Origin of the sequence: Bradyrhizobium sp. 170, assembly GCF_023101085.1 — a bacterium.
In the GTDB taxonomy this organism is placed as follows: domain Bacteria; phylum Pseudomonadota; class Alphaproteobacteria; order Rhizobiales; family Xanthobacteraceae; genus Bradyrhizobium.
Map to the genome: position 1 here is coordinate 4,588,319 of NZ_CP064703.1, position 19,600 is coordinate 4,607,918.

The 19,600-nt window shown below is 63.1% G+C and carries 14 protein-coding genes; 7 read left to right on the top strand and 7 right to left on the bottom strand.

Translation table 11 applies throughout. From position 1 onward, the window contains the following. Positions 1-186: 186 nt before the first annotated feature. The gene (locus IVB05_RS21340) at positions 187-1,182 is read right to left on the bottom strand and encodes a diguanylate cyclase (RefSeq protein WP_247786547.1); all 996 of its coding nucleotides are present in this window, start codon (positions 1,180-1,182) and stop codon (positions 187-189) included. Between the two features lie 3 nt (positions 1,183-1,185). Continuing rightward, on the bottom strand, positions 1,186-4,587 hold the full coding sequence (locus IVB05_RS21345) for a response regulator (RefSeq protein WP_247786548.1): 3,402 nt from the start codon (positions 4,585-4,587) through the stop codon (positions 1,186-1,188). Positions 4,588-4,954: 367 nt separating this feature from the next. Here IVB05_RS21345 and queC point away from each other — a divergent pair, with 367 nt between their 5' ends. Continuing rightward, on the top strand, positions 4,955-5,701 hold the full coding sequence (gene queC, locus IVB05_RS21350; protein WP_247786549.1) for a 7-cyano-7-deazaguanine synthase QueC: 747 nt from the start codon (positions 4,955-4,957) through the stop codon (positions 5,699-5,701). 33 nt (positions 5,702-5,734) lie between these two features. Here queC and IVB05_RS21355 read toward each other — a convergent pair whose 3' ends face one another. From IVB05_RS21355 to nthA, 3 genes are read right to left on the bottom strand one after another with little or no spacing between them, the layout of a single operon-like run. Continuing rightward, positions 5,735-6,118: a nitrile hydratase accessory protein gene (locus IVB05_RS21355; RefSeq protein ID WP_247786550.1), complete on the bottom strand. Its 384-nt coding sequence runs from the start codon at positions 6,116-6,118 to the stop codon at positions 5,735-5,737. Next, positions 6,118-6,777 carry a nitrile hydratase subunit beta gene (gene nthB, locus IVB05_RS21360; protein ID WP_247786551.1) on the bottom strand — a complete coding sequence of 220 codons (660 nt, stop codon included), beginning with the start codon at positions 6,775-6,777 and terminating at the stop codon, positions 6,118-6,120. The genes IVB05_RS21355 and nthB overlap by 1 nt, the downstream gene beginning before the upstream one ends. Beyond that, on the bottom strand, positions 6,777-7,412 hold the full coding sequence (gene nthA / locus IVB05_RS21365; protein WP_247786552.1) for a nitrile hydratase subunit alpha: 636 nt from the start codon (positions 7,410-7,412) through the stop codon (positions 6,777-6,779). Before nthA ends, nthB begins: the two co-directional genes overlap by 1 nt. Positions 7,413-7,501: 89 nt before the next feature. On the opposite strand from nthA, the gene IVB05_RS21370 reads away from it, so the two are divergent. Further along, entirely contained in the window at positions 7,502-8,236 is a 735-nt protein-coding gene (locus IVB05_RS21370; RefSeq protein ID WP_247786553.1) for a hypothetical protein, read from the top strand. A gap of 8 nt (positions 8,237-8,244) precedes the next feature. Here IVB05_RS21370 and IVB05_RS21375 read toward each other — a convergent pair whose 3' ends face one another. Continuing rightward, positions 8,245-9,462: an MFS transporter gene (locus tag IVB05_RS21375; protein WP_247786554.1), complete on the bottom strand. Its 1,218-nt coding sequence runs from the start codon at positions 9,460-9,462 to the stop codon at positions 8,245-8,247. 149 nt (positions 9,463-9,611) lie between these two features. Between IVB05_RS21375 and IVB05_RS21380 the strand changes: the two genes are divergently transcribed. Both IVB05_RS21380 and IVB05_RS21385 read left to right on the top strand, forming a co-directional pair. Beyond that, positions 9,612-10,418 carry an enoyl-CoA hydratase/isomerase family protein gene (locus tag IVB05_RS21380; protein WP_247777779.1) on the top strand — a complete coding sequence of 269 codons (807 nt, stop codon included), beginning with the start codon at positions 9,612-9,614 and terminating at the stop codon, positions 10,416-10,418. 129 nt (positions 10,419-10,547) lie between these two features. Continuing rightward, positions 10,548-13,172, top strand: a complete 2,625-nt coding sequence (locus IVB05_RS21385; RefSeq protein WP_247777780.1) for a diguanylate cyclase — start codon at positions 10,548-10,550, stop codon at positions 13,170-13,172. Between the two features lie 45 nt (positions 13,173-13,217). Here IVB05_RS21385 and IVB05_RS21390 read toward each other — a convergent pair whose 3' ends face one another. Further along, complete coding sequence (locus tag IVB05_RS21390; protein ID WP_247777782.1) at positions 13,218-14,420, bottom strand: Xaa-Pro peptidase family protein; 1,203 nt, start codon at positions 14,418-14,420, stop codon at positions 13,218-13,220. Between the two features lie 389 nt (positions 14,421-14,809). On the opposite strand from IVB05_RS21390, the gene IVB05_RS21395 reads away from it, so the two are divergent. From IVB05_RS21395 to IVB05_RS21405, 3 genes are all read left to right on the top strand, one after another. Further along, entirely contained in the window at positions 14,810-15,829 is a 1,020-nt protein-coding gene (locus IVB05_RS21395) for a TRAP transporter substrate-binding protein (protein ID WP_247777784.1), read from the top strand. A gap of 76 nt (positions 15,830-15,905) precedes the next feature. Next, a complete protein-coding gene (locus tag IVB05_RS21400; protein WP_247786828.1) occupies positions 15,906-17,804 on the top strand; it encodes a TRAP transporter large permease subunit in 1,899 nt (632 codons plus the stop codon). Positions 17,805-17,832: 28 nt separating this feature from the next. After that, complete coding sequence (locus IVB05_RS21405) at positions 17,833-19,482, top strand: acyl-CoA synthetase (RefSeq protein ID WP_247777785.1); 1,650 nt, start codon at positions 17,833-17,835, stop codon at positions 19,480-19,482. The last annotated feature ends 118 nt before the right edge of the window (positions 19,483-19,600 follow it).

Here is a 19,600-nt window from a genome sequence, read left to right on the forward strand (position 1 = left end):
AGGACGAGAGCTTTATGCCGCAAGCGGCGGGCTGATCCCAGTGAAAGGAATGGCACGATCAGCTATTTCCACCGACGGGACAGCAGCCGACCGGATCCGCCGCTGCATGGGTTCCATGCGATTTAGCGCGGTAACGATGGGAAAATTCCGGAACGGCTCAGGTAGCCCCAACCGAACAGTGTCGAACTAGTCAGACCCGCTTTCGACTTTTTCGAGGGATGGCACCAGCGACGGCCCCGGAAGCGGAGATTGCGGCTCGTGCGCCACGCAGTTGCGCCCTTTTTGTTTAGCGCGATAAAGCGCGGCGTCGGCCTCATTCAGCCAGGCCTGGATCGACTTCGGTTCGGCCCCCTGGAAAGGCGCCACGCCGGCGCTGATGGTCACGACCCCGTTTCTGGGATTTCCATCGTGCGGGATCGCCATTACTTCGACCGCCTGACGAAAGCGGTCGGCCGCGGCAACTCCTGCCGTGAGATCCTGTTCGGGCAGCAGAATCAGGAATTCCTCGCCACCGTAGCGATAGATCTGGTCGCCGACCCGGCTCGCGCTCACCAATGCGCGCGCCACGAGCTGGAGCACCTTGTCGCCGGCAGGATGGCCCTCGTCATCGTTGTAAGCCTTGAAGTAGTCGACGTCGCACATGATGGCGCAGTAGCTGCGGTCATAACGGTCTGCCTGCGCGCCAATCGTGTCGAGATCCTCGCTCAGCTTGAGGCGGTTGCCCAGCCTGGTCAGCGAATCCGTCCGCGACTGGTCGAAAAGCTGGCGATTGAGCTGCGCGAGTTCTTCGGACTGGCGGAATAGTCGCCGGTGGAGAGCGGTCACCCGCGAGGCGACAAGCATGCGCAGCTTCAGCTCCACGGCATCGAGGGGTTTGACGAGGTAATCGTCCGCACCGGCTTCCATGCCGCTGACGACGTCCGGCCTTTCGTCGAGGATCGTCAGAAAGATGAAATAGGTGTAGGTGTCCTTGTTACTCGCCCGGACCCGGCGACACAGTTCGAGACCGTCCATTCCCGGCATCATCCGGTCGCTGATGATGACCTCCACATCGATCGTCTCAAACAGACGCCATGCTTCCTCGCCGCTCGTCGCCACGATGCATTCATGGCCCAGCGAGGTTACGGCAGCCTCGATGATCAGCCGTGACGTCTTGTCATCTTCAGCAACGAGAATGCGCATAACTCATACCTTCGCAATTTCAGACCGCAGCACAGTGCGGGCCAGATCGAATTGTCGATCGAGATCGGCGAGCAGTTGCGGTGCGATACCCACATCGCCATTTTTTCCGAGCGTTTCCAGTTCGGTGCAGACCCGGACCATGCGGCTGGCGCCGAAATTGGAAACGCTTCCCTTCAGCTTGTGGGCCAGCCTGGTCAGACGCACCGCATCGCCTACCTGTGCTGCGTGCCGCAGATCAGCCAATTGATGCGGGGTGTCCTCAAGGAAACTGTCCAGCAGCTTTTCGAGCAGACCGGGCGCCCCGGCGCTCTGCAGCGCGCGCAGTCCGTCCAGCGCGGTGCGATCGACCACGTCATCGGATTGCAGCTGCGCCGCGAGAGACGGTGATTCGACCATGACAAGTCTTGGCAGCGATCGCTCGAGCGCGGCGGCGAGTTCGGCACGTTTCAGCGGCTTGGTGATGTAGTCGTCCATCCCCGCGGACAGGCTCTTGGCGCGCGCGTCCTTCATGACGTCGGCTGTCAACGCGATGATCGGCGTATGCCGACCGGATCCTTCGCGCAGCCGTATCGCCCGGGTCGCCTCGTAGCCATCCATCTCCGGCATCTGGCAATCCATCAGGATCGCCGCGTAGGGAATCCGGCCGACAGCTTCAATAGCTTCGAGGCCGTTCGCCACGACATCGGCACGATAGCCGAGCGCCGCGAGCATGCCGATCGCTACTTGCTGGTTCACGATACTGTCTTCCACGACCAGGATACGTGCGTCTCGTCGCGCTTCAGGCCCGTGTTCGGAGGTGACGTCCGGGATTTCGACCTGCAAAAGTTCCTTGCCGGCAAGAAGCGGCCCCGCCATGACCTCTAACAGGGAATTATACAGGGCGGATTGCCGCGCCGGCTTGGTGAGACATGCATCGAACAGTCCCCCATGGTTCGACGCGGAGTCGTCCTGGCTGATCGATGTCAGGAGGACCAGCCGGGTGCCGGCGATGGCCGGATCGGCCTTGATGGCCCGCGAAAGTGCCGATCCATCCATGCCCGGCATCTGCATATCGACGATCGCTACATCGTACGGCTCGCCGCGGGCGCTGGCGGCGCGTAACATTTCCAGGGCGCGGGCGCCGGATTCCGCGCTGCCGTTGCGCATATGCCAGCCGACAATATGCTCATGCAGGATCGCTCGGTTGACCGCGTTGTCATCGACGGCAAGCACGCGCAAGCCGCGAAGGTCAACGTGCTGCCGCTCGGTTGGCAGAGATGCGCTGGCGAGCGGCACGGCAAACCAGAAAGTGCTGCCTTTTCCAAGCTCGCTTTCCACGCCGATCTCCCCGCCCATCAATTGCACAAGCCGCGTGCAGATGGCCAGGCCGAGTCCGGTCCCTCCGTATTTGCGCGTTGTCGAAAGGTCGGCCTGAGTAAATGCGTCGAAGAGGTGAGATTGCTGTTCCGGCGAGACGCCGATTCCCGTGTCGCGGACCTCAAAGCGGATGGTTGCGCCATCGTCACTCTTCGTCTGCAGCCGCGCGCGCAGCACCACCTCGCCGTGCTCCGTGAACTTGACCGCATTGGCAGCGAGGTTTGTGAGAACCTGGCGCAAACGGAATGGATCGCCGCGAAATGCCCCCGGAAGATCGTGATCGATCAGGCTCGCCAGTTCCAACCCCTTGGCGGCGGCAGCTACGGCCACCACCCCGGTGACGCCTTCGACAACGTCGTACAGATCGAAGTCGATGATTTCGAGCTCTACCTTGCCGGCCTCAATCTTGGAAAAATCCAGAACGTCGTTGATCACGCCGAGCAGGGCTTCTCCCGATTGCCTTACCATCTCCGCGTAGCTGCGCTGCCGCGAATCGAGGTTGGTATCCAGCAGCAGCCCCGTCATGCCGATCACGCCGTTGAGCGGCGTTCGGATCTCATGACTCATGGCGCTCAGAAATTCAGATTTGGCGAGCGTTGCCTGCTCCGCTTCGCGGGCCTTTTCGACCAACATCGCCTCAACGCGCTTTTGCTCGGTGATGTCTTCATGCGTCGCAACCCAGCCGCCAGTCGGCGTTATCGTCCGCCGGATGAAAATCACGCGACCGTCGGCCAGCGTAAACGTCTCGGTCGGCAACGTCGGCATTCTCTGGGTATGCTCTTCGACCGACAGTTCGCTCTTCTCACCGTTCTTGACGTGAGCTTGCAGAAGTTGGGCCAGCGGCGTGCCGGGCTCGACCTGCTTCTTCGTCAAATTGTACATTTGCCGGAAGCGATCGTTTGAGATCACCAGCCTTTTGTCCGCATCGAACATGCAGAGGCCTTGCGACATATTGGCCATGGCAGCGTCGAGACGCGTGTTTGCCCGCTTCAGGTCAACCGATTGCTGCTGCAGCGAAGCCGCCATGCTGTTGAAGCTATTCACCAGATCGCCCAATTCGCCCCTGGCCTTGACAGCCGAACGGTGCTCGGTCTTTCCGGAACCGAAGGTCGCGGCGTCGTGCTGCAGTTGCCGTATCGGGCGGACGATTCCCGATGAAAGAAGCCAGGCCAGCAGATATACCGACATGACCGCCAGCAAGGTCAGGATAAATGCCCACTGCGTGTGTTGGAAGGCGACGGACTGCTGCACGCCGGGCAGGCCGACCGTCACAACCCAGGGAACGATTCGTGCCGTGACGGTTGCCGTGGCGCGCGACTTGCCATCGTACCAAATCGCCTCGTCGCCCGCCTGCCCACGGCCGAGGTGATCGCGCACGGTCGCATCGTTACTCAGGTTAGCTCCGATCGATTCAGGACGATCGGTGCTTCCAATAACGATGCCGTTCTCGTTTAGAATTCTGACGACGCTTCCGCTCGGCAACCTTGTCGCATCCACGATTTCGGCGATGCGCCCCAGTCTCATGCCCGTGACGATGACGGCACGTATCGCGCCGGCGTCGTCAAGAACCGGACGCGCCACAACGGAAACCCACTCGGAGTTCAACCGGCTTACGAGAGGCTCGCTTATCGTGAGCTTTCCTTCGCGCGCCGGTTTGAAGTAGCTTCGCCCGCTTCCGGAGAGCTTGCTTCGATCCTCCACAGGCCACTGCGACGTTCCGATGTTGTTGCCCGCCAGGTCGAACAGCAGAATGTTGTTCAGGTAGGACGGCAGGTCGGCTTTTACCTTGGAAAGGACCACGTCGTTCTTTTCGGCATCCGCCGGATTGGTGGAAATCATTTTGCCGATAACGAGCAACAAGGTATTCACGTCGTTGATGTGATCATCGACGCGCGCCGCCGCCGTGCTCGCTGCCCGAATGGCCGCCGTCCGGTTGTTGACGTAATCCTCGTTGAACCGGTCCCAGAGAAAAATCGCCGCAAGGATAAGCAGCGGCAGCGCGGCTGCCGTGACGAGAACGAGCAGTCGCGTTCTAATACGTCCGCTCATAATACGTCCGCTCATCAGGAAATGGCGCTTCCCGTGTTTTAAGGTGATCCGTCGGCGGCCCGGCCGGCAATGACCCGGTGCGGCAGCCGTTCACGACTTCAAGACGCGCAATTCCGAGTTGCCTGCCGCTCCGCAAAGCCTACCTTGGGCGGTATTAGACTGCGTCATGGTTAACAAAGTGTATTGCGGACTGGAGTGTGGAACCGGCCGCCGGTCACGAACTGCTGAAGGAAGTCCGCCGCTCGGAAACTCAAAGGGATCCGATTCATCATCGCCTCCGGGCCTTGTCGCACCGGCGGACCGGCGCCGGAATTGCATCGCTTTGCTCCCGATTGGCCCGGATATCGATGGGTGCTAAGGGGGTGGCATGACCAACCAATCATCGTCAGAAACCGCGCTGGTGCTGTTTTCCGGCGGGCAGGATTCCACCACCTGCCTGGCTTGGGCCTTGCGGCGCTTTGCCCGCGTCGAAATGCTCGGCTTCAGCTACGGCCAGCGCCACGCGATCGAGCTTGAATGCCGCGACCGGCTGCTGTCGGGCATCAAATCGCTGCGGCCCGATTGGGCGGCAAAGCTCGGCGAAAGCCATACGCTGGAAATTCCGACGCTGGCCGAAATTTCCGACACCGCGCTGACGCGCGATGTCGCCATTGCCATCGGCGAGGATGGCCTGCCCAACACCTTCGTGCCCGGCCGAAACCTGGTGTTTCTCACCTTCGCCGCGGCGCTGGCGTACCGGCGTGGCATTCGCCACATCATCGGCGGCATGTGCGAGACCGACTATTCCGGCTATCCCGATTGCCGCGACGAGACCATCAAGGCGCTGCAGTCCGCGCTCAATCTCGGCATGGCCAAGAACTTTGAGCTGCATACGCCGCTGATGTGGCTCGACAAGGCCTCGACCTGGAAGCTTGCGCATGAGCTCGGCGGGGCAGGGCTGGTCGACCTGATCCGTGAGCACTCCCATACCTGTTACCTCGGCGAGCGCGGCGCGCAGCACGATTGGGGCTATGGCTGCGGGGAGTGCCCGGCCTGCGCATTGCGCGCGAAGGGCTGGCGGGAATATGCGGGCACTCCGTCATTGCCTGCGACAAACGCGAAGCGTTTGCGCTAGGGAGCGTAGCGACCAGGCAATGACGGTGGGAGCCTAGCCGAAATCCCCAGGCGTCAGATCGATCGGCGCACCGTGCGGCGTGCGGTCGGCGGCGTGGTCCCAGGCGTCGCGGTAGCGATGCAGGGCATCCGATGTCGTGACGCCCTTGGCGGCGACGAGGGTTTCCAGCGTGGCGAGCCAGTGCCGGTAATAGGTCTCGCCGGTGTCGGGATCGCCTTCGGCCTGTGCGCGCTTGATTTGCGCACCCAGCGTCTCCGCCCATTCCTTCCAGGTGAAGACGCCGGCCTCGTGCAGCGCCAGCGCCATGGCGAAGGCGCGCGCCTCCCATGGCTCGCGAAATACCGGGCCGTCCTCGTCACGGGGCACGCCGGGGACGGCGACGGCCGCCCGCATTGCCTGTTGCGGGGTCAGATTCATCACACGCGCTCCAGATAGGATTCCCAGGCGTCGACGGAGACGCTGAGCGTGGGGTCGGCATCCTTGCCCCACAATTCCGGCCCGTCGAAACGCACGGTGTAGAGCCATTGCGGATCCTCGCCCTTGCCGAGCGAGTTGGTGTCGGGGAAGACGTGACAGCCGTGATTGAGCTCGATGGTGCCAAGATGGCCGCGGACATATTGCGGCAGCCGCGTATGCGTCGCCGGGTGAATGTCCTTCATCCGCACAGTCTCGCCGACCGCAAACATCGCGAGGGCCTTCGCCTCGCGTTCGGTCGGGCCGCCGCGCCGGATCGCCGGCGTGACCTCAGTTGGAGCGATCGGCGTGACGCCGGGCTTTGGCGGCGACAGCACCTTGCCGGCTTGGATCTCCTCGCGCGTCACCAGCCCGCGCTCGATCATCAGGGTTTCCAGCCCGGCCAGCCAGATCTGGAAATAACTCTTGCTGAGATAATCCTCGGGCGGTCGGTTCTCGCGCGCAAACCGCGACATGTCGATGTTCCAGCCGCCCGGACGCGCCATGGCGACCGTCAGCGCAAAGGCGCGGCGCTCCCAGTCACCGTGAAACACCGGCTCGTTCGGCTCGGGCACAACAGGGCCAAAGCCCTTGGCGCCGCCCATGTCATGCGCGCCGTCCATCAGGCGGTCTCGCCCGGCTGTTTGGGCAGGCCCGTGCCGATCATGCTGTCGCGGGTGACAAGTTCGGCGAGCTGCTCGGCGCTCCAGCCCTCGGTGCCCTCAGGGCGCATCGGCAGCACGAGGTAGCGGATTTCGGCCGTGGAATCCCAGACCCGGATTTTGGTGGTGTCCGGCAGCGTCACGCCGAAGTCCTTCAGCACGCCGCGCGGATCGGAGACGGCGCGCGAGCGATAGGGCGCGGATTTGTACCAGACCGGGGGCAGCCCCAGCACCGGGTGCGGATAGCAGGAGCACAGCGTGCATACGACCATGTTGTGCTGCTCGGGCGTGTTCTCGACCACGACCATGTGCTCGCCCTGGCGGCCGGAATAGTCGAGTTCGGCAATCGCTGACGTCGCGTCCTTGATCAGCCGGGCGTGATAGTCCGGATCGCTCCAGGCCTTCGCGACGACGCGAATGCCGTTGCGCGGTCCGATTTTCTTCTCATAGAGATCGATCAGGAGATCGAGGGACGCTGGATCGACATAGCCTTTCTCGGTCAGGATCGATTCCAGCGCGCGCACGCGCAGTTCGGTCTCCGACAACTCGGAATGGTCGTGGTGGTGGTGGTGGTGATCGTGATCATGGTCGCTCATGGCGTCAGGATAGGCGCAAAATCCGGGCTATGTCGAGGCAGAGACTCTGCTAGCATTTGCCGATGGGGATCAGGGCAGGGCGCACGGCAATGGCGGTCACGGCGGCCATTTTAGGCGGGCTTCCGGCCGGAGAGGCGCGGGCGGCCAACGGCGCCTATGCGGTCGATGCCGCCGACATTGGCGAGGCCGGCTCATGCAAGGTCGAGAGCTGGCTGTCGTCGGCCTCCAACACCGATTTTGCGGCGGTCGCCAATCCATCCTGCGTGGTCAATCCGTTCCAGCCCGTTGAGTTGAGCATGTTCACCAGCCGCGCGCGCAGCGATGGCGAATGGGGCACGACGATCCAACCCAAGGCCAAGACGAACATCATGCCGACCGGCGTCGGAAAACTCGGCTTCTCGATCTATGCCGGCGGCTCATTCGATGCGCTGACGGGAGAGAACCTCACGGCGTTTGCCGTCGTTCCGGCAACCTTCCGGCTGAACGAGACTATGCGCATCAACGTCAACGGCGGCTGGCTGTGGGACCGCAGCGTCGATCGCCATTATCTGGCGTATGGCATCGGGTTCGACTGGAAGTTCACGGAAACCTTGCAGTGGACCATCGAAGCCTTTGGGCAGGCGGGTCAATCGGACACGCCAAGCGTGATCCAGCCGCGGTTTCAGACCGGTGTGCGTTACCGGCCGAACGAGATTTTCTCGGTCGACCTGATCTATGGCCGCAACATCTCGGGCGAGAGCGCCAACTGGATCACGCTCGGCACCACGATCCGTTTTCCCGTGCCGGACGGCAAGCCGGCCCGCGAGCGGACCGGCCATTTGTGAGCCGACCTTCAAGCGGGTTGCAGACGCTCGCGCGATCGCGACGGCAGCGGCGGGAAGGCGAGCGCAATCGCCATCGCGCCGAGGCCAACGCTGAGCGCGCCGATGTAGAGCCAGCGATAGTCGTGGAAGGTATCGAAGATCATGCCGCCGGCCCAGGGACCTAGCGCCATGCCGAGGCTCGACACCATGGTCGCGGCTCCGAACACCGTCCCCATGATCCGTGGACCGAAATACTCGCGCGCGAGCACGGCGTAGAGTGGCATCACGCCGCCATAGGCCGTTCCGAAGACGATCGCGAGTGCATAGAACTCGCCCAGTTTGCTCACGTAGAGATAGGTCCCGATCGCCAAGGCCTGCACCAGCAGCCCACCGATCAGAACCCGCTTTGCGCCGAGCCGATCGGCGAGGATGCCGAGGAGGAGGCGGCCTCCCAGCCCGGACAGGCCTTCGACGCTATAAATGCTGACCGCGGTCATCGCCGGGATGCCGCAGAGCATCGCGTAGCTGACCATGTGGAAGATCGGTCCTGAATGCGCGGCGCAGCAGGCGAAGAATGTCAGCGCCAGCACCAGGAACTGCGGCGAGCGCAGTGCGCCGCCGACGGACCATCCGGCTCCCGATTCACCCGGCACGTTCATCGCCGGCGAACCCGATGGAGCCGGTTCGGGAGCCCGTCGCACCAACAGCGCCGCCGGTATCAGCAACGCCCACGCCATCAGGCCTACCGTCATCATCGCGGTGCGCCAATCGTAGGTCGAGATCAGCCAACGCGCGAATGGCGAGATGGTCATTGGCGCGACGCCCATCCCTGCGGAAACCAGCGACACGGCAAGGCTGCGGTTGTTATCGAACCACAGCGTCGCGGCGGCGATCATCGGCGCGAAGAAGGCGCCCGCGGCAAGGCCGACCAGAATGCCATAGGTGAGCTGGAATTCGATCAGTGAGGTCGCGCGGCTGGCGAGAAACAGGCCCAGGCCGAGGAGCAGGGCGCCGCTCAAGACGACGGGACGCGTACCAAACCGGTCGTTGACAGCTCCCCACGCGAAGCCGGCTATTCCCATCGTAAGAAAGTCGATGGTCATCGCGCCCGAGATTCCGGCGCGTGACCAGCCCGTTTCCGCGGACATCGGCTCCAGATACACGGCGAGCGAGAACATTGCGCCGATGCCGACGCACGTCATCAGCGCGCCCGCGCCGACGATCACCCAGCGATATGACGGTCCCATGCGTAAAATGCTCCATGTTCGATCCGCTCCACGCAAATGCGGAGGCGGTTTTCTCGAACAGGACGAATGGGAACCGGCGAAGGATACTGGTCCGCCAAATTTATTTCTGAGCTAGAGTGCAGGAAAATGACGAATAGGGAGGCGACGCAGTGGCCGAATTTGTGAAGATCGAAAAAGGTCTGGGACCGGATGGCCGCATCGCGGTCGTGCGTTTCGACCGCGGCGACGGCATCAACGCGATGTCGCCGGAGGCGCTGCGCCAGCTCACGGACGCCGCTCGCAGTTTTGAGGATGACGGCGAAACCTCGGTCGTGGTGCTGACCGGCGGCGCCAAATCGTTCACCGCGGGTTTCGACCTGAAGGATCCGGAAGGCCGGTCCCGCAAGTCCATGGATCTCGGTGCGCTGCGCCGGCACCTGAAACTCGGACCGCGGCTGACGCGGGCCTGGCAGGAGATGGAGCAGATCACGATCGGCGCGATCGAAGGCTTTTGCGTCGGCGGCGGCGTGGCCTTGGCGGTCGCGCTGGATTTCCGCGTGATGGCGAAAGACGCCCATATGCGCGTGCCCGAGATCGGCCTTGGCATGAACATGAGCTGGCAGAGCGTGCCGCGGATGCTGCACCTGATGGGACCGGCCCGCACCAAGCAGGCCGTGATCCTGGCCGACCAGCGCATCTCGGCCACTGAAGCTTACGAATGGCGGCTGGTGGAGGAGGTGGCTGAACCCGGCAAGGCGTTCGACGCCGCGATGGCGCTTGCCGCCAAGGTCGCCGCCCAGCCGCCGCTGTCGGTCGCCATGACCAAGCTGACGGTTAATCGCCTGGCGCATGCGCTCGACGATCTCGCTGGCCATATGGACGTCGACCAGTTCGCGCTGGCAAGCATGAGCGAGGACCACAAGGAAGGCGTCGCGGCGTTTCTGGAGCGCCGCAAGCCGCGGTTCAGGGGGCGATAGTGCGAATAGTTTGAACTGCGCCAACGCAAAGCTAACCAAGTTGCTGCAACTGAATCTCAATTCTCATCGGATATTTGGAGGCTAATTTTCGCGCCCGGCATGGCGCTGCATGGTTAAGGATTTTGCGAAATGACGGTATTGCGCGGAGTGCTGGCGTCAGCAAAAGGGCGGACGATTGTCGCCGCAAGCGTGATCCTGATTTCCGGTCTGGCAGTGACATTTGCGGCGCGCCTGCTGTCGGAGCGGATGATCGCAGCCGACATGCAACGTCGCTTCAGCGCCGATGCCGCCGACATAGCCACCGCCGTCGGCGATCGCCTGCGCACCCATGCCGAAGTGCTGGTCAGCATGCAGGGGCTGCACGCTTCGATCGGCCGGGTCGATCGCGCCCAGTTCCGCCGCTATATCGACGTGCTCGATCTAGCGCGACGCTACCCTGGCTTCCAGGCGCTGCAATCGCTGCGCAAGGTCGAGCCTGAAGGGCTCGATGCCTTCGTCGCCGAAATGCGCGCCGACAACAGCGCCGATGCTAGCGCACAACCCGAGTTCACGGTGCGCCCGCCCGGCAAGCGTGCCTCCTACAATTTGGTCGAATTTGTCGAACCGATGCGAGGCAACGAGGATGCGCTCGGTTTCGATGCGGGCGCCAATCCAGCCCAACTCGATTCGTTGCGTCGCGCGGCCGAAACCGGCCGGATCGTCGCGACCCCGCCGGTCAAGCTGGTGCAGGATACGTCAGGCGGCCTTGGCTTCATCCTTCGCGCCCCGATCTACCGGATTGGTGAGCCGGCTCAAACCACCTCGCAGCGCATCGCCGCGTTGCGCGGCTTTGTGGCCTCGGTCTACCGCATGAACGATCTGATGCGCGGGGTTCTCGATCCGCGCACGCTGCAGCAAATGCAGGTGCAGATCGTCGATCGCGGCTACGCCAAGCAGACCGAAGGCACGTTGAGCGGCGAGCCGGAAGATCCGTCAGGCGCCGCAACGCTGATGTACAACAGCCTTGAACCCAATCTGAACCTCGTCTCGCAGGTCGCCGAATCCGCCGGCATTGCCGCCGACCGGTCGCTCGTCGTGGGCGAGCGGGTCTGGCGCGTGGTGTTCAGCGCGCGTCCGGGTTCGATCTATGAAGTCGATCGTCTGGTGCCCAATCTGATGCTGGCGAGCGGCGTCATTATCAGCCTGCTGATCACACTGCTCGCCGTCATTGGCCTCCGTTCACGCCAGTTGTCGGGCAATCTCAACGCGCTCGACGCCGAGCAGCGCGCGCTGGTCGACAATCCGCTCGCCGGAATCCTGTTCACCGAAGGACGCCGCATCCTTCGCGGCAACCGGCGGATGGCTGAACTCTGTGGCGCTTCATCGGACGAATTGGCCGGCAGTACGGTCGACTCCTTGCTGGCGACGGAAGCCGACAGCGCAGCGTTCGGTGCAGCGCTGACGACGATCCGCGACAGCGCCATGGCGACCGAGGCCGAATTGCACTTGCGCCGAAAGGACGGATCGCCCCTCCTGATCGACGTCTATGGCAAGCCATTGGCGGCCGGCAGCCGCAACGGCGCCGGCGAGATCCTCTGGGTGGTCCGGGACAAGACCGACGCGATGCTGATGGACGCCGAGCGCCGCGAGCATGCACGTGAGCTGCAGGAGTCGAATGCCAAGCTGACCTCGTCGCTCCAGGCTGCGGAAATCCGCGGCAAGGAGATCGTATTGTTGACCGAACTGAGTGGCGTCCTGCAATCATGTCAGGCGCCGAATGAAATCTTCGCAGCGGTCCAGACCTACGCCGGTTTTCTGTTCCCGGAGGAGGCGGGGGCGCTCTATCTGATGAACGAAACGCGCGACGCCGTGACGCGCGGCCCGCATTGGGGCGAACTGACATCGGCTGTGACGTCGTTCCCGCTGGAAGATTGCTGGGCATTGCGACGGGGGACCACGTTCCCGATTTCGCCCGCCAGCCAGGGCCTCGTGTGCGGTCACGCCGCTTGCCGGGAGACCCATGACAGCGGATTCGGCAGCTTGTATGTCTGTCAGCCGCTGGTTGCGCAAAACCATCTCATGGGATTGCTCTATCGCGAAGCCTACGGACCGGCTTTTGCCGAGGGCCCCGATCAACTCGCCACCATGCTGGCCGAGCAGGTGTCGCTTGCGCTCGCCAATCTGGACCTGCGCGAGCAATTGCGCAGCCAGGCGATCCGCGATCAGCTTACGGGGCTTTACAACCGACGCTTCCTCGAGGACGCGCTGACACGCGAGACCGGCCGTGCTGCCCGCAGCGGTGAGCCGGTGGCGGTGGCCATTCTCGACGTCGATCACTTCAAGCGGATCAACGACACCTATGGCCACGAGGCGGGTGACGCCGTCTTGCGTGAACTTGGCCAGGTGCTGCTGAAAACCATCCGCAAGACCGACATCGTCGGCCGTTTCGGCGGCGAGGAATTTCTGATGCTGCTGCCGGGCGCCAGCGTGGACGTGGCGCAGGCGCGTGCGCTTGCGGTTCTGGAAGCGGTACGTGCCATGGAAGTCGCAATCCCCAATGGCCCGCCGCTGAACCAAATCACCGCGTCGATCGGCGTTGCGGCCATGCCGCTCCATGTCGCGAGAGGCGATGCGCTGGTTGCCGCCGCCGACACAGCCCTTTATCAGGCCAAGGGGCAGGGACGTAACCGCGTCGTCCTGTCCGACCGCCGCGCCATCCTCCCGGCGCCGACGCCAGCCGAGATGCAATTGGGGCTGACGGGGACGGACGGCTAATTTCGCCATCGCAACGAGCACGCGCGTTCGCTCCCGCGAGCGGTGTCACGACAAAATGGCGGACTGTGCGCTGCCGCCGATGTTCCAGCCGCGGCCGCCTTCGCCAAAGATCTCGTGGCCTGTTGCCGTCACCGCAACCGTGTCCTCCAGCTTGATGAAGCCGCGGCGTGGATGCTTCATCGTTGTTTCGATCGACACCACCATGCCGGGCTCCAATGGCCGGCGCGCGTCCGGATCGTCGTAGGGAATGGGACCTGTGGCCGTCAGGCGAGGGGCCTCATGGCTGACCAGCCCCATGCCGTGCGCGAGAAAGTCGGTACAGTCGCGCTGGCTGGACCGCGCGAGCTCCCTCTCAGCCGCGACATAAATTTCACCGCCCATGGCACCCGGCCGAACGGCGGCGAACGCCGCCCGCTGGATGGTTTCGATTTCGGCCAGCAGGTCCATGAGCTCGCTGTCCGGTTCGCCCAGCACCGCCATCCGCGCGAGATCGCCGATATAGCCGTGATAGTTACCGCCGGAATCCAGCGACAGCACGTCGCCGTTCTCCCAGCGCTGTGCCGAAGGCGCCCGGTTGTGGCTGGAGCCGCAAGCCAGCAGGCAATACTCGAACATCAATCCGCGGTTCACCTCCGCGATCTTCAGCGCATCGGAAAGCTGCTGCTTGGTGGTGCCTGGGCCGTGGTTCGCGATGACCTCGATCATGGAGTCGATCACCAATTCCGACGCCTTCTTCAGCCTGGCCAATTCGGCCGGAGATTTCACGGCGCGCAAGCGTTCGAGCACCAGCAGCACATCCTTGATCTCGCTACCGGGCAGGGCATCCGAAAGGGCCCTGCCGGCGTCCATCGGCAGGAATGGCATCTCGACGCCGACCCGCTTCATCGGCACGCCCGCGCCCTTGATCAGGCCGACCGCCTGTGAAATGGCGTCCACCGATCCGTTTCCTTCGGTACGGACCTGCGGAACCCACAGCGGCGCGACGGCCCGCTGATGGGTCTCCAGCCGATGCCCGACATAGACCGCCTTATCTGGAGCGCCTTTCGGATAAATCACGACTGGCAGGTAGCGGCTAATCCCGAGCGCATCCATGTAATCGAAGAAGATCGCGCGCTCGGCGCCGAGCAGATATTGGACATTGTGTTTGGAGGTCGCGACCAGGATGTCGAGCCCGGCCGCTTCCATCAGCAAGTCGAGCTTGGCCGTGTTAAACGGAATGCCGCGCGATTCGGTAATGTGTTCTTGCATGATGAACCTCCCGATGCCGCGGCTTGAACCAATCAATCTCCTGGCGCCGCTTGGACATCTGTATTGTGGGCGGGAAGTGGGTTTCTACCAGCGACGAAATCAACGAGCTCCAATGCAGATTAACGAATGCTGGGCTGTTGACCCACATATCTGGAATTCGCATAAGGTATATTATGGAATATCTATATCTACAATTAGATCAGATATTTAGCCGGATATCCTAGCAAACCAAGCCAGCCCAGCGGCTGTACGGGTGTTGGTCTGGCTCAAGCAATCCTGATCCGCCAAAGCCTGTGTTGCCGCCGCCTGCGGACGCTGCAATAAGCGCGCGAGTACATGACTCGCGACATCGGTCATCGCAAGAACAACAACCCTCAAGGGAGAACCCAATGAGTTTTTCACGACGCACGCTTCTCAAGGCATCCGCTGCGTCAGCGGTTTTGGGCGGCATCGGCGCGCCGCTGGTGGCGCGGGCCCAGACTGCCGAATTTACCTACAAGTACGCCAACAATCTTCCTGACGGCCATCCCTTGAACGCCCGCGCCCAGGAGATGGCGGCGGCGATCAAGGCCGAGACCAATGGCCGGTTCGACCTGCAGATATTCCCGAACAACCAGCTTGGTTCCGATACCGACATGCTGAGCCAGATTCGTTCGGGCGGCGTCGAATTCTTCACGCTGTCGGGGCTGATTTTGGCAACGCTGGTGCCGGCGGCGTCCATCAGCGGCATCGGCTTTGCGTTCCCGGATTACGACACGGTCTGGAAGGCCATGGACGGCGGCCTGGGCGCCCATATCCGTGGCCAGATCACCAAGGCCAACCTCGTGGTGATGGACAAGATCTGGGACAACGGCTTCCGCCAGACCACGTCGTCGACCAGGCCGATCAACGGCCCGGAAGACCTCAAGGGTTTCAAGATCCGCGTGCCGGTGTCGCCGCTCTGGACCTCGATGTTCAAGGCGTTCGATGCAGCGCCCGCCTCGATCAATTTCAGCGAAGTTTACTCCGCGCTGCAGACCAGGATCGTCGAGGGCCAGGAAAATCCGCTGGCGATCATCTCGACGGCGAAGCTGTATGAAGTCCAGAAGTTCTGTTCGCTGACTAACCATATGTGGGACGGCTTCTGGTTCCTGGCGAACCGCCGCGCCTGGGAAAAGCTGCCTGAGGATGTCTGGACCATCGTCGCCAGGAACATCAACGCGGCGGCCATCAAGGAGCGCGAGGACGTCGCCAAGCTGAATGCCGGGCTGCAGCAGGAACTGGCCGGCAAGGGCCTGACCTTCAACCAGCCCAACGTGACGCCGTTCCGCGACAAGCTGCGCTCAGCCGGCTTCTACGCGGAATGGAAAGGTAAATACGGCGACCAGGCCTGGGAGCTGCTCGAAAAGTCCGTGGGCAAGCTGTCCTAATGCATAGCGTTTTCGAGCGAAGTGGATACCGGTTCGCGTGAAGAAAACGCGTCAAAACGAGAGCCTTGGGGCCGTCATGGCTCATGCCGGAATGACCGAAGCTGTTGGCGGTGAGGTGGGTCAGCCCCCTCGCCGCCATCAGCTACTGGCGTCGATCGAACACACCCTGGGAATGCTGGTCGAAATCCCGGCCGCGCTCCTTGTCGTCGCCGAGATCGTGATCCTGTTTGCCGGCGTGGTGGCGCGTTATGCGCTACACCGGCCGCTGATCTGGTCGGACGAGCTGGCGTCGATCCTGTTCCTGTGGCTCGCCATGCTGGGGGCCGCGGTCGCATTCCGCCGCGCCGAGCACATGCGGATGACGGCGGTGGTCGCCAACGCGAAGCCCGCCATGCGCGCCTATCTCGATCTGGTGGCGACCGTAGCTGCGCTGGCGTTTCTCATCCTGATTGCCTGGCCGGCTTACGAATACGCCTACGAGGAAAGCTACATCACCACGCCGGCGCTGCAGATCAGCAATATCTGGCGTGCCGCGGCGCTGCCGGTCGGCATTGCGCTGATGGCGCTGTTTGCCTTCCTGCGGCTGGCGCGATCGGGCAATGGTCGGACCATGGTGGCTGCGATCCTGTCAGTCGCGCTCGTCATCGCGATCTTCTGGCTGCTCAGGGGCTCGCTGAAGCCGCTCGGCAATCTCAATCTGATCATCTTCTTTGTCGGCGTCGCCGGCTTCTGCGTGTTTGCAGGCGTACCAATTGCGTTCGGGTTCGGGCTTGCAACCTACGGCTATCTGGCGCTGACCACGGGTACGCCGCTGATGGTGCTGGTCGGCCGCATGGACGAGGGCATGAGCCACCTCATCCTGCTGTCGGTGCCGTTGTTCGTCTTCCTGGGCCTCCTGATCGAAATGACCGGCATGGCGCGGGCCATGGTGGCGTTCCTGGCGAGCCTGCTCGGCCATGTCCGCGGCGGGCTGCATTACGTGCTGGTCGGGGCGATGTATCTGGTGTCGGGCATCTCGGGCTCGAAGGCCGCCGATATGGCCGCCGTGGCGCCGGTGCTGTTTCCCGAGATGAAGGCGCGCGGCGCCAAGCCGGGCGATCTGGTCGCCCTGCTCTCCGCCACCGGCGCACAGACCGAAACCATTCCGCCGAGCCTCGTCCTCATCACCATCGGCTCGGTGACCGGCGTCTCGATCGCGGCGCTGTTCACCGGCGGCCTGTTGCCGGGCCTGGTGCTGGCAATCACGCTGTCGGCGCTGGTGTGGTGGCGTTACCGTGGCGAGGACCTGCGGCATGTCACGCGGGCGCGCAGCAGCGAGATCGCCCGCGCGTTTGCCATCGCCCTGCCCGCCATCGCGCTGCCATTCGTGATCCGCTACGCGGTGGTGGAAGGCATTGCGACCGCGACCGAGGTTTCCACCATCGGCATCGTTTATGCCTTCATCGTCGGCTATCTGATTTACGGCCTCTTGATCTACCGCAATTTCGACTGGCGGCGGATCATGCCAATGTTGGTCGAGACCGCGTGCCTGTCGGGTGCGATCCTGCTGATCATCGGCTGCGCCACCGGCATGGCCTGGGGTCTCACGCAATCAGGCTTTTCGCGGACGCTGGCCGCCGCCATGACCGGCCTGCCGGGGGGCTCGGCGACCTTCATCGCGGTGTCGATCGTGGCCTTCGTGATCCTGGGCAGCGTGCTCGAGGGCATTCCGGCGATCGTGCTGTTCGGGCCGCTCTTGTTTCCGATCGCCCGCGCCGTGGGCGTCCACGAGGTCCACTACGCGATGATCGTTATTCTCGCGATGGGTATCGGGCTATTCGCGCCGCCCTTTGGAGTAGGCTATTATGCGGCTTGCGCCATCGGTCGCGTCGACCCGGCCGAGGGTATCCGGCCGATCTGGGGTTACCTGCTTGCGCTGTTGGTCGGCCTGATTATCGTGGCGATCTTCCCGTGGATTTCCATCGGGTTCTTGTAAGTGTAACTTTTCAGATGGGACACAGCCGATGAGCGCAGCCCAGAACCAGTACTCCATCGGATTGGAAAAGACCCCGGCGAATTACGTGCCGCTGACGCCGCTCAGCTTCCTCGCGCGCAGCGCCGCCGTCTACCCCGATCACATCAGCACGGTCTATGAAGGCCGCCGCTTTACCTGGGCCGAGACCTACGAGCGCTGCCGACGCTTTGCGTCCTGGCTTGCCAGCCGCGGTATTGGTCACGGCGATACGGTCGCGGCGATGCTGCCGAATATCCCGGCCATGAATGAAGTGCATTTCGCCGTGCCGATGGCAGGCGCGGTCCTGAACGCGCTGAACATCCGTCTCGATGCGCCCTCGATTGCCTTCCAGTTCGACCATGGCGGCGCGAAGATTATCCTGGTCGATCCCGAATTCTCCGGCGTGATCGCGGAAGCACTGACGCTGATGAAAGGCCCAAAGCCCTTCGTCGTCGATGTCGACGACGCAACGTTTGCGGGCGGCAAGCGGATCGGTGAACTCGAATACGAGGCAGCGGTCGCGGCGGGCGATCCGGTTTTCGTCGCAAGACTTCCCGGCGATGAATGGGACGCGATTGCGCTGAGCTATACCTCGGGTACCACGGGCAACCCGAAGGGAGTCGTGACCCATCACCGCGGTGCCTATCTCAATGCGGTCAGCAATATCCTGGCCGGCAATCTCGGCCAGCATCCCGTGTATCTGTGGACCCTGCCGATGTTCCACTGCAACGGCTGGTGCTTTCCGTGGACGGTCGCAGCCTCGGCCGGCATCAATGTCTGCCTGCGCAAGGTCGATCCGGCAAAAATCTTTGAGCTGATCCCGAAACACGGCGTCACCCACATGTGCGGCGCGCCGATCGTCTACAACACGCTGATCAACGCGCCCGGCGCCCCCAAGGGCAAGGCTGCGCGTCCCGTGGTCGGATTGATCGCAGGCGCCGCGCCGCCGGTCGCCGTGCTTGAAGGCGCCGAAAGCATCGGCATCAAGCTCACCCATGTCTACGGCCTGACCGAGGTTTATGGCCCCGCCTCCGTCTGCGCCGAGCAGCCGGGCTGGGACGAACTGCCGGCCGACCAGCGCGCCCAGATGAAGCGGCGGCAGGGCGTGCCCTACCCGCTGGAAGAAGCCGTCACCGTGCTCGATCCTGTGACGATGCAGGAGGTGCCGCGCGATGGCGAAACCATCGGCGAGGTGATGTTCCGCGGCAATATCGTGATGAAGGGCTATCTGAAGAACGAGAAGGCCACCCAGGAAGCCTTCGCCGGCGGCTGGTTTCACACCGGCGACCTCGGTGTGCTCGACGAGCACGGCTATGTCATCATCAAGGACCGCTCCAAGGACATCATCATATCGGGCGGCGAGAACATCTCCTCCGTCGAAGTCGAGGACGTCCTCTACAAGCACCCCGCGGTGCTGTTTGCAGCCGTCGTCGCCAAGCCCGATTCCAAATGGGGCGAAGTGCCCTGCGCCTTCGTCGAGTTGAAGGAAGGCGCCAAGGCGACGGAAGCCGACATCATCGCCTTCTGCCGTAGCCACATGTCGGGATTCAAAACGCCGAAAGCGGTCGTGTTCGGCACCATCCCGAAGACATCCACCGGAAAGATCCAGAAGTTCCTGCTGCGCAGCCAGGTGGACTCGGCGAAAGCGATTTCGGCGTAGTTGCCGCCCTTGCGAGATTTGTAGGGTGGGCAAAGCCAAGCGTGCCCACCACGCTCGGGGGTTCGACGAACGATGGTGGGCACGGCGCTTGCGCGCCTTTGCCCACCCTACGGCCTCA